This window comes from Streptomyces sp. NPDC056835 (assembly GCF_042789485.1).
GTDB lineage: Bacteria > Actinomycetota > Actinomycetes > Streptomycetales > Streptomycetaceae > Streptomyces.
Genome location: NZ_JBHUBB010000041.1, coordinates 62664 through 73007, shown reverse-complemented (window position 1 = coordinate 73007; position 10344 = coordinate 62664). Strand labels below are relative to the sequence as shown.

10 protein-coding genes and 4 pseudogenes are annotated in these 10344 nt (G+C 70.4%); 9 read left to right on the top strand and 5 right to left on the bottom strand.

The genetic code is table 11. The features are described from left to right. Window positions 1-124: 124 nt before the first annotated feature. Window positions 125-412 (top strand): annotated as a pseudogene (locus ACFRMN_RS33800) (site-specific integrase); the annotation flags it as partial. On the opposite strand, the gene ACFRMN_RS33795 reads toward ACFRMN_RS33800, so the two are convergent. Next, window positions 400-1335 (bottom strand): alpha/beta hydrolase family protein, encoded by a 936-nt coding sequence (locus ACFRMN_RS33795; protein ID WP_383027112.1) that lies wholly within the window; start codon window positions 1333-1335, stop codon window positions 400-402. The pseudogene ACFRMN_RS33800 and the gene ACFRMN_RS33795 overlap by 13 nt on opposite strands. Window positions 1336-1444: 109 nt before the next feature. Here ACFRMN_RS33795 and ACFRMN_RS33790 point away from each other — a divergent pair, with 109 nt between their 5' ends. Continuing rightward, the gene (locus tag ACFRMN_RS33790) at window positions 1445-2035 is read left to right on the top strand and encodes a helix-turn-helix domain-containing protein (RefSeq protein WP_383027103.1); all 591 of its coding nucleotides are present in this window, start codon (window positions 1445-1447) and stop codon (window positions 2033-2035) included. Window positions 2036-2279: 244 nt separating this feature from the next. Here the strand turns inward: ACFRMN_RS33790 and ACFRMN_RS33785 are convergent. Continuing rightward, window positions 2280-2573 (bottom strand): annotated as a pseudogene (locus ACFRMN_RS33785) (hypothetical protein); the annotation flags it as partial. Window positions 2574-2584: 11 nt separating this feature from the next. On the opposite strand from ACFRMN_RS33785, the pseudogene ACFRMN_RS33780 reads away from it, so the two are divergent. From ACFRMN_RS33780 to ACFRMN_RS33755, 6 genes and pseudogenes are all read left to right on the top strand, one after another. Continuing rightward, window positions 2585-2916: pseudogene (locus tag ACFRMN_RS33780) on the top strand (transposase); the annotation flags it as partial. A 333-nt stretch (window positions 2917-3249) separates the two neighbouring features. Continuing rightward, the gene (locus ACFRMN_RS33775; RefSeq protein WP_383027100.1) at window positions 3250-4014 is read left to right on the top strand and encodes an SDR family NAD(P)-dependent oxidoreductase; all 765 of its coding nucleotides are present in this window, start codon (window positions 3250-3252) and stop codon (window positions 4012-4014) included. Between the two features lie 307 nt (window positions 4015-4321). Then, complete coding sequence (locus tag ACFRMN_RS33770; RefSeq protein ID WP_383027097.1) at window positions 4322-4687, top strand: iron chaperone; 366 nt, start codon at window positions 4322-4324, stop codon at window positions 4685-4687. A 205-nt stretch (window positions 4688-4892) separates the two neighbouring features. Then, the gene (locus ACFRMN_RS33765; protein ID WP_383027095.1) at window positions 4893-5462 is read left to right on the top strand and encodes a TetR/AcrR family transcriptional regulator; all 570 of its coding nucleotides are present in this window, start codon (window positions 4893-4895) and stop codon (window positions 5460-5462) included. Between the two features lie 94 nt (window positions 5463-5556). Beyond that, entirely contained in the window at window positions 5557-6741 is a 1185-nt protein-coding gene (locus tag ACFRMN_RS33760; protein ID WP_383027094.1) for a GDSL-type esterase/lipase family protein, read from the top strand. Between the two features lie 144 nt (window positions 6742-6885). After that, a pseudogene (locus ACFRMN_RS33755) lies at window positions 6886-6972 on the top strand. A gap of 96 nt (window positions 6973-7068) precedes the next feature. On the opposite strand, the gene ACFRMN_RS33750 reads toward ACFRMN_RS33755, so the two are convergent. Continuing rightward, window positions 7069-7458, bottom strand: coding sequence for a hypothetical protein (locus ACFRMN_RS33750; RefSeq protein WP_383027092.1), 390 nt, complete (start codon window positions 7456-7458; stop codon window positions 7069-7071). Between the two features lie 63 nt (window positions 7459-7521). Here ACFRMN_RS33750 and ACFRMN_RS33745 point away from each other — a divergent pair, with 63 nt between their 5' ends. Beyond that, window positions 7522-8388: a helix-turn-helix transcriptional regulator gene (locus ACFRMN_RS33745; protein ID WP_383027090.1), complete on the top strand. Its 867-nt coding sequence runs from the start codon at window positions 7522-7524 to the stop codon at window positions 8386-8388. Here ACFRMN_RS33745 and ACFRMN_RS33740 read toward each other — a convergent pair. Both ACFRMN_RS33740 and ACFRMN_RS33735 read right to left on the bottom strand, forming a co-directional pair. After that, on the bottom strand, window positions 8346-9716 hold the full coding sequence (locus tag ACFRMN_RS33740; protein WP_383027087.1) for an NAD(P)/FAD-dependent oxidoreductase: 1371 nt from the start codon (window positions 9714-9716) through the stop codon (window positions 8346-8348). The genes ACFRMN_RS33745 and ACFRMN_RS33740 overlap by 43 nt on opposite strands. Beyond that, the gene (locus ACFRMN_RS33735; protein ID WP_383027084.1) at window positions 9713-10255 is read right to left on the bottom strand and encodes a flavin reductase family protein; all 543 of its coding nucleotides are present in this window, start codon (window positions 10253-10255) and stop codon (window positions 9713-9715) included. The genes ACFRMN_RS33740 and ACFRMN_RS33735 overlap by 4 nt, the downstream gene beginning before the upstream one ends. Between the last annotated feature and the right edge of the window lie 89 nt (window positions 10256-10344).

The following is a 10344-nucleotide window of genomic DNA, read 5'->3' as shown; positions in this document are numbered from 1 at the left end:
AGACCGTCTTGAGTGACGCGAGTGCAACTGAGTGGTGCCGAGTGGGAGTTCATCGGTCCGTACCTGCCGATCGGCGAGTACGGCCCGTATGCCGAGCGGCTGCGGCAGCAGTTCGCGGGTGTGGCGGGAGGTGCACCTGCGGGAGAAGACGCTGTGGCGGATGCTTTACGAGACCACCGCGCGCGCCGAGGAGATCCTGGGCGTCAACATCGAGGAGCTGGACCTCGCCGGACGCCGGGCCCCGGTGAAGGGCAAGGGCGCCCGCCCTCGTAGGCGTCGTCGCGGCGCGGTCCGCGAGGACTTCGTCCTGGAGACGGTCTACTGGGACGCTGGCACCGCCCGGTTGTTGCCTCGCCTACTCAAGGGCCGTACGCGCGGCCCGGTGTTCGGCGCGAACCCTCATCCCTGGCCGTGGCTCAGCCAATGGGCGATGTCGGCGATGACGGCGGGATCGACATGCTGCGGAGTTCCGTATTCGGCGGGGGTGGATGGTCCTGCGCCGGGGAAGAACAGGTGGTTGTCGGCTTCGTAGACACGGATATCGGCTTCCGGGCGGCCGGCCAGGCCCGTCCGCCATCGCACCAGGTCGTTGGTGACGGTGACCTGGTAGTCGCGTCCTCCTTGGAGGATGAGCATCGGCTTGCTGAGCCCGGCCGCGATCGCGACCGGGTCGTAGTCACGCAGTTCGAGCCAGTACTGCGCGGTCAGGCCGAACGGCAGATCCGCTGCGGGGGTCGAGGGCGTGAGCTCCGCGCTGTCGACCAGGGCGGCCTGCCGCTGGAAGGTCTCGATGGCCGCGGGTGGGACCTGGTCGGGAAGCACGGTGGCGAGGTAGCTGACCACGCGGACAGCGGCGTGGTGCATCGGCTGCGTGTCACCGGCCATGATCACCAGGCCCGCCACCGTGGGTGCGGCGACGGCGACGGCGGGGGCGACCTTGCCGCCCATGCTGTGGCCGAGGACGAAGACCCGCTCGGGGTCCACCGAGCGGTGGCTACGGAGCAGGTCGACCGCGTCGACGGCATGCGGCACGTATTCCTGCGTCATCGTCAGGTCCGATGCCGCGGCCACATCGCGGTGGGCGTAGGTCGCCTTGTCGAAGCGCAGCACTGTCGTCCCGCGGCTGGCGAGCCCCCAGGCCAGGTCCTTGAGCGGTTTGTTCGGCCCGCTGGTCTCGTCGCGGTCGAACGGCCCACCACCGGCGAGCAGCACCACGCCGGGGCCGGGAGCCTGCCCGCGGGGGACGCTCACCGTGCCCGACACCGCGAGCGGGCCGGTGCCGACGGTGACCTCGTGCTCGCTGAAGCGGCCGGGCTCGGCATAGGGCGGTGGCATCCAGGAGAGTTCTGAGCCAGTCATGGACTCTGTCGCAGCGCCGTCAGGCATCCCATCACAACCTTTCTCAAGGAATGCGAACGGTAGCACGGCGTGAGATCATTACGGGATGGATGCTTTCGAACTCTTGGCCCACCCGGTGCGGTTGCGAGTGGTTCATGCGATGTGCGGCGGCAGGGAGCTGACCACCGCCGAGCTGTGCGACCGCATTCGGGACGTCTCGAAGGCCACGGTCTACCGGCACGTCGACCTGCTCGCAGCCGGTGGGGTCCTGGAAGTCGCCCTGGAGCGACGCGTGCGCGGCGCGGTCGAGCGCCGCTACCGGCTGCGCCGCGACCGCGCGGGGATCAATACGGACACGGTCAATTCGCTCTCGCTCGACGACCATCGCAGCGCATTCGCCGCCGCTCTGGCGGTCCTGGCGGCCGAATTCACCGCGTATCTCGACCGCGACACGGCCGACCCGATAGCCGACCTGGTCGGCTACCGGCAGCATGCCGTCTGGCTCAGTCCTGGGGAACTGCACGGGATGATCGACGGGATGCGGGAGGCGATCGCCCCCCACCTGGCCAACGAGCCATCACCCGACCGCACGCAGTACCTGATCAGCCCGATCCTCTTCCCCGTCGAAGCGCCGCCGACCGGGACCGGCACCGGTAACACTGCCGCGGGCAGCCAGAGCCTGGGACCCTGTAGCTGAGCAAAGTCCACCACGGTCCCCGTGCCCGGTTTGCCCCGAGGCCCAAGCCGCACGACCAATTCCGCCACCGAGAATGCTGATGCGCCTTCCTACGCATCATCGGTGGTACCGGGGGCCCGCAGCGGGCGCAGGCCGCCAGGCAGATCGGGCCGTTGGAACGAGTACCGGCCGGGCATGTTGACGTGGTGCCGTACAAACGGGGAGAGGCGGGCCACGTCCTCGTCGAGGACGTCGAAATCGTCCGGCAGAACGTGTACGCCTTCCCATCCACCGTGCCCGGCTCCAGGTGCGGAGCCGAAAGGACCAGGCGCCGCCAGGAGCCGACGAGCAGATCGGTGTCGATCTCCTTCGGGCCGACCTTCTTGCGGCCCATCAGGTCCGGCAGCGACTTCAGCGCGCTCAGCACCGGCAGCCCTTCCGGGGTGGCACCGAAGTCGACGACCTTGACCAGGAGCTTGAGGAACGGCCGGACTGTGCCGAACCGGTTGACCAGCATCGCCCGCCACGCCTCGTCCGCATCGGAGTCCAGCGGCGGCGTCCCCCGCCCGGGAAGAGCGACGCCGCATCCGGCGCCGACACAGAATCCGGCTGAAGGCCGCCCTGCTCGGCCGATCGCGCGGCGGGCAGACCAGCAAGGTCCACCTCGCCGCCGACCGCAAGTGCCGCCCACTCGCGCTCATCCTGACCGCCGGACAGGCCGCCGACAGCCCGCAGTTCATCCCCGTTCTCAAGAAGGTCCGGGTCCGCGGCCCAGTCGGCCGTCCTCGCACCCGGCCGGGCGCGGTCGCCGGCGACAAGGCGTACTCGTCCCGGGCCAACCGCGCCTACCTGCGCAAACGCCAGATCAGGCGGTCATCCCGGAGAAGAAGGACCAGGCCGCCAAACCGACCGTTCCGAGACTCGCGGTGCGGCAGCGATCTCCCGGTTCTTCTCCCCGCCTCGAAGCGAGCCACGGCTTCGCGGCGGACACGCTCCCGTGCTGCCCTCTGAGCGTCGGTCAGGCCGCCACCCTGCGAATATCTCACCGCCCAGGACTGCCGAAGCCACCTGCTCGCTACCCGAGGAACAGCCCGACATCACCCAGTCGAGTTCAGTGGTTCAGAGAAGGTGTCAAGGTCAAACCGTCTGCCCCGGAGCGCGCGTGAAACGCGATCCGGTCAGACAATAGTGAACAAAAGGGATGCTCGGCTTGAGGTAATGCAGGAGGAACGGTCATGAGCGAGCGTATGGATGTCGACGCCCACCCTCGGGTCGCGCTGGTGACGGGAGCGACCTCCGGCATCGGCAAAGCGGTCGCGCTCAAGCTGGCCGAGGACGGCTTCGACGTCGTGGTGCATGGCCGTGACCCCGCTCGCGGGGCAGCGACGGTCGAGGCGATCGAGAAGGCAGGACCCGGCGCGCGGGCCGGCGGTCACGGCGGTCACGGGCGGTTCGTCGCGGCCGATCTGAGCGTCGCGGCCGATGTCGAGCGACTCGCCACGGAGGCGGGCCGAGTCGACGTGCTGGTGAACAACGCCGGTATCGGGTGGTTCGGCGCCACAGCGGACCTCGCCCCGGACACGTTCGACACGATGTTCGCGACCAACGTGCGTGCCGCCTACTACCTGGTGGCGGCACTCGCGCCCGGCATGGCCGAGCGCGGCACGGGCAACATCGTCAACCTCGGCAGCATGGCAGGACAGATCGGACTGGACGGCGGTGCCGCCTACAGCGCGACGAAAGCCGCGCTCGCGGCACTCACACGCGCGTGGGCAGTGGAATTCAGCCCCAGCGGCGTACGCGTCAACACCATCGCCCCCGGCCCGGTGGTCACGGCGGCGGCACCCGAACTCGTCGCGCGACTGGGCACCACCACTCTGCTGAACCGGCCGGCGCAGGCCGACGAGATCGCCGAGGTCATCGCGTTCTTGGTGTCCCCCAAAGCCGGCTACATCACCGGTGCCGTGATCCCGGCGGACGGCGGGCGTAGTGCTGTCTAGGTGTATTGCCCTGTGAGCGTCCCCGCGTGACCGCATAGGAGCAGTAATTGATGTGCCCGAGCCTTCGAGTGGCCGGCCGAGGTGACGCCGGGGCTGCGTGGCCGTATCGAGGTGGCGGGTCTCCCAGTGGCACACGCCCGCCGATGGTTCCCGACCCACATGGTCCGCTGCCCTCGCGGCCCCTTCCCGATGGCGTCACGATCCGGCCCTGGACGCTGACGACCCCGCCCTGCCCGCCGTACTCGCCTGGAAGCTGCCTTCGTCCAGTGGCTCGGTCCTTATGGCCGACCCGAAATAGGCTTGCCGCATGGTGCGGAGCAGCGCGGAAGATGTCGACGGGTACCTGGCCGAGGTGCCGGAGGAGCGCAGAGATGCCCTGGCCGGGCTGCGGCGGCTGTGCCGGGCGGAGCTCAGGGGATTCGACGAGGTCATGGCGTACGGCATGCCCGCCTATGAGCGGGACGGTGCCGCCGAGATCGCCTTCGCGAGCCAGAAGCAGTACATCTCCTTCTATCTCATGCGTGGCGATGTCCGGGAGGCGTTCGAGGAGCGGCTGGCCGGACGGGACATGGGCAAGGGCTGTCTGCGCTTCCGTAAACCGGAGCACATCGATTTCGATCTGGTGCGAGACCTGCTGAGGGCTACCGCCGCTGCCCCGGGCACGGTCTGCTGACGCCCCGGAGGAGAGGGAACGTCCGGTGTTGGCCAAGGTCCGGCATCGGTGTTGTGCCCGACCCTGCTCGTGCCCGTCCCGGCGTTGAACGCCCGCGTGATCGCATCCCTCACCCTGCTCGGCCAGCGGCTCATAGGGTGTATCGTGATTTGCCTAATAGGATTAGGTAGATGCATAGTCGACTATGGTCGATGGGAGGATGGTCATGGCAAGAGCTGGGCTGACCGCGGAACGTCTGACACAGGCGGGGGCGGAACTGGCCGACCAGGTCGGCTTCGACAAGGTGACCGTCTCGGCGCTCGCCCGGCGGTTCGGTGTCAAGGACGCGAGTCTGTACTCGCACCTGAAGAACTCCCAGGACCTCAAGACCAGGATCGCTCTGCTGGCCCTGGCGGAACTCGCCGACCGGGTCGCCGCCGCCGTGGCCGGGCGGGCCGGCAAGGACGCCCTGTCGGCCTTCGCGAACGCCTACCGCGATTACGCCAGGGAGCACCCCGGCCGCTACGCCGCGGCACGGCTCAGGCTCGACCCGGAGACGGCGGCGGCCAGCGCCGGCGGCAGGCACGCGCAGATGACGCGGGCGATCCTGCGGGGCTACGACCTCACGGAGCCGGACCAGACCCACGCGGTCCGGTTGCTGGGCAGTGTCTTCCACGGCTACGTCAGCCTGGAGACGGCAGGAGGCTTCAGCCACAGCGCCCCCGACTCGCAGGAAAGCTGGTCGCGGGTCCTGGACGCTCTCGACGCCCTCCTGCGGAACTGGCCCGCACCATGAACCCGGCCGTCACGGCGGCCACCGGCCGCCGGCCCGCAGCCGTGGCCCTCGGCACGACCGAACGACTCGGACATCTTGATCGACAGGCGGAGCAATGAACACCACGCACAACTGGATCACCACACCCATCACCGCGGACATCCTGCGCGGCGCCCTCGACCTGGAGCACACCGCGCACGGTGTCCTGCCGCACCGGCTGCCCGCCCGGGCCCGCGCCCAGTGCTCCGACGGACAGCTCGCCATGGCCGAGTCGCAGCCCTCAGGCGTCCGGCTGGCCTTCCGTACCGGGGCCACCGCCATAGAGCTGGACGTGCTGCCCACCAAGCGGGTCTACGTGGGTGCCCCGCCGCGCCCTCACGGCGTGTATGACCTGCTGGTCGACGCCCGCCTGGCCGGCCGGGCCGGCGTGACCGGTGGCAACACCTTGACCATCGACATGACCACGGGGACCGCCGAGCACCGGCCGGGCCCTGTCGGCACCCTCCGCTTCACCGACCTGTCCGACGACGTCAAGGACATCGAGATCTGGTTGCCGCACAACGAGACCACCGAACTCGTCGCCCTGCGCACCGACGCTCCCGTCGAGCCCGCACCGGACCGGGGCCGCAAGATATGGCTGCACCACGGCAGTTCGATCAGCCACGGCTCCGACGCCGCGAGCCCCACCACCACCTGGCCGGCGCTGGCCTCCTCCCTCGGCGGTGTGGAGCTGATCAATCTGGGGCTGGGCGGCAGCGCCCTGCTGGACCCGTTCACCGCCCGCGCGCTGCGGGACACCCCCGCCGACTTCATCAGCGTCAAGCTCGGCATCAACCTGGTCAACGCCGACCTGATGCGGCTGCGTGCCTTCGCCCCCGCCGTCCACGGCTTCCTCGACACCATCCGTGAAGGCCACCCCACCGCACCGCTGCTGGTCGTCTCGTCCATCCTGTGCCCCATCCACGAGGACACCCCGGGCCCCAGCGTGCCGGACTTCAGCGACGTCAGTGAGGGGAAGCTCCGGTTCCGGGCCGCGGGCGACCCCGCGGAACGGGCCGCCGGGAAGCTGACGCTCAAGGTCATCCGGGACGAACTGGCCCGCGTCGTGGAGCAGCGGGCGGCCGAGGACCCGAACCTGCACTACCTGGACGGCCGTGAACTCTACGGCGAAGCCGACGCCGCAGAGTTGCCGCTGCCCGACCAGCTCCACCCGGACGCCGCCACCCACCACCGCATCGGTGAACGTTTCGCCGAGCTGGTCTTCGCGCCCAACGGGCCCTTCGCGGACCGCACCGCCTGACACCGGCCGCCGCGTGCCCGGCATGATCCGAACGAGAGGCTTTGGGCGCACGAGGCGTCTCAGGATCGTGTCAGCGAAATCTCAGGCTGTTCCAGCAGAATCATGAGCACCGGAGGGAACGGGGGAGACCCCGCCCCGAGGTGGGGAGAGGTACCCGAAGCGGCCCAACGGGGTTCCTGGGAAACCTGGACCGGGTGAAAGCCCTCGCAGGTTCGAATCCTGCCCTCTCCGCACAACGGCGGCCCGGCCGCCGCCCGATGAGGGTGGCGCTGCCGGGCCGCGGGCACCGGGAAGGCGAGGCGCGAACGCACCTCGCCTCCCCGGCCTTCAGGCGTTCTCGCGCCAGACCAGGACGGCTGTCACGGCCAGCAGCGCGATCGCCGCGATATCGATCCGTGCCACCCGCATCGTCGCGTCGTTGAGCGCCGGCGTGGAGTACGAGAGCAGCAGGAACGAGCCCATACTGACCGCGCCGCCGATGAGCGCGGGGACCCGCATCGACGGGATGAACGCCGCGCAGAGCAGGGCGATTCCGACGAGTCCCAGTAACACCGCGCGATGCCGCAGAAGCACCGTCAGATCAGCGGAGTCGGGCCCGTCGATCGACACTCCGTACGCGGTCGCGATCTGGGACGGCGCCAGTGCCACGACTCCGGGCAGGAGGTTCACCGCACCGACGACGACGAACAGTGCGGTGGTGAGTCGGTCGGTCCACATGTTTTTTCCGTTCAACCAGAGGTAAGAGGAAGGGATGATCGGGGTGTTGGTTAGCATGCCCGCATGCGACCGGCGCTGCTTTCAGAAACGTGCCGTGACCAGGCCGCGTTGTGGTTGTGGCCGGGGCACGCGCTGTACGTCGGACCGTCCTTCGAACTGGACGTCCACTCCGGGGCGGTGAGCTGTCTGGCGGTCGGTGTCGACGGGGAGTTCACGGTCCGGCTGGAGCATGGCCCGGCCCATGTCGTCCGTACGGCACTGGTGGCGGCGCGGGTGCGGCACCGGATCGTCGCCGACGGGGGCCGGATGGCCTTCTGCTACCTGGACCCCGCGTCCGCGCGTGAACGGGCGTGCCGCCGGTTGATGAGCGGTGGCGCCGAACTGGCCTGGGACCACGAACACGAGCGCGAACTGACCTCGCTGGCAGCCCTGTTGGAGCGGGACGTGCCGCTGCCGGCGGTCCGGCGGTGGCTGGAGCTCGCCGGACCCGACGGCCTTTCGGGCCGCCGGGACCCGCGCGTCCAGCAGGCGACCCGCCGGCTCTCCGAGAAGTCCGGACAGCGGCTGCCGGCCACGGAACTGGCGGCGGAGGCCGGTCTGTCCGTCTCGGCTTTCCTCCGGCTGTTCCGGGCCGAGACGGGCACGACGTTCCGTCGGTACCGGATGTGGACGCGCATGGTGCGGGTGGCGACTCTGCTGGACACCTGGCCCGATCTGAGCACGGCGGCCGTCGAGTCGGGCTTCGCCAGTCCGTCCCACTTCAGCAGCGCGTTCCACGCGATGTTCGGCCTGCGGCCCAGCAGTCTGTTCTCCTCTCAGCTGACGATCAAAGCCGCCGAACAGGCCGGTCAGGCGGGTCAGCCGGGTCAGGACCAGGAGACCCGGCCTCACGGTGTGCGGCGGGCTTCCCGGTCCATGCCGTTCAGATAGGCCCGTAGAAGTCCTCTGGCCGGGCGCGCGGTGAGCGGGACCCGTGGGGCCCGGTCGCGGTGCCAGGGGTAGTGGGCGGGTCCCCAGGTCTCCGAGGGCGCTTCGACGAGGGACTTCGCGACATGTGATCCATGGGCCACCGACATGGCCAGGCCATGGCCGCAGCAGCCACCGACGTACCACACATCCGGATGGCCGCCGACGCGCCCGACGACCGGAAGGTCATCGATGGTCATGCCTATCTGTCCCGACCAGCGGTGGGTGACCGGTACTTCGGCGAGACCGGGGTGCAGACGGCGCAGCCGCTCCTCCAGCCAGGACCAGGTGGCGGTGCGCAGCGCGGTGGCCCGGTCGGCGCGCAGGCCCGGCAGATGGACGGCCCTGCCGCCGCCCACCACCAGGCGGCCGTCGTGGGTGAGACGGAAGTACGGCGCCAGGGACATGCTGTCGACAAGGGACGTTCCGGTACGGCCCCCCAGCGCTTCGCGGGCCTCGGGACCGAGCGGGGCGGTGGCGATGGCGTGCACCTGGAGGGGCAGGACCGTGCCGACGGGCAGCCCGAGCGGTCCCGCCGCCGCGTTGACGGCCAGAACGGCCTTGCGGACCCGGAGCGTACCGCTGGGGAAGAGCAGTTCGGTGGGCCTGCCGCCAGCGCCGGGGTGCACGCCGCGCAGGGGACTGTCGTCATGGAAACGGACGCCCTTCGCGGCGCAGGCGGCCGCCAGCGCACCGCTCAGCGCGGCCGGGTCGAGGGTGGCGGCGGAGCGGTGGAGCAGCCCCGCGTGGTACGGGACATCCAGGCGCTCGCGGATGTCGGCGGCCGACAGCACGGGGACGTCCAGGCCGAGCGCCTGATACGTGCGCGCCTGCCGGGCGAGGGACGCCAGGCCGGAAGCGGTACGGGTCGCCACGATCTGCTCGCCCGCACGCAGCCCGCACGGCGCGCCCAACTCCTCCGTCAGCGCGATCACCCGCTCCACCGCGGTGACGGAGGCCAGATACATGCGCCGCGCCATGGAAGGGCCGAAGCGGCGGGCGGCCCGGTCGATGGCCGGACCGACCCGGGGCCCGAGGAGGCCGGTGCCCCGGCCGCTGGCACCGGCCGCCGGATGCCGGGCGTCCACGACGACGACATCCAGTGCGGGATCGCGCTCGATCAGGTGGTAGGCGGTGGACAGGCCGGCCAGCCCGGCTCCGACCACGGCGACGTCGGCGGTCAGCCCACCGGTCACCCGCGCGGCAGGCGTGCCGCCGGTGGCCCGGCCGGGGGAGTCTCCGGGGGAGGCGTCGGATGCCCAGCAGGGCTCCTCCCGTACCGGGGCCGTCACCGCTTCCCCCCTTCCGCCAGGGTGCGGAAGGCGCGGTCGTGCCAGATCAGGGGCCGCCCGCCGGCCGTGTGCAGGGCGGCCACCCGCCCGACGACGAGGCAGTGGTCGCCGTACGCGCGCACCTCCTCGGTCCGGCAGACCGACCAGGCGAAGGTGTCGGCGAGCACGGGTACACCAAGCACCTCCTCGTACGATTCGGCGGCGAACCGCTCGGCGGGGGTGGCGGTGGAGAACAGCCGCGCCCGGCCGCTCTGTTCCTCGTGCAGCAGGTGCACCGCGAAGGCGGAACCGGGCCGGATCGCGGCGAGCGTACGCGAGGTGTGGGACAGGCAGACGAGCAGCAGCGGTGGGTCGGCCGAGAGCGAGGTGACCGTCGAGACGGTCGTTCCCACCGGCCCGTCGTCCGAGGGCGCCGTGACCACGGCGATGCCGGAGGCGAGGCCGGCGTAGAAGTCCAGGCAGAGTTGGGCGCCGGGAACGGACGTCTGATCCACTTCCGGCCCGCCGGTACGCGCACCGGCTATGACGGGCTGCATCATGGGGCTCCTTCCTGTCCGGTTTCTTGTCTTCTGTTCCAGTGACCCGGATGTTCCAGCGACCCGGAGGCGGGACTGCGGCCAGGCGGGAC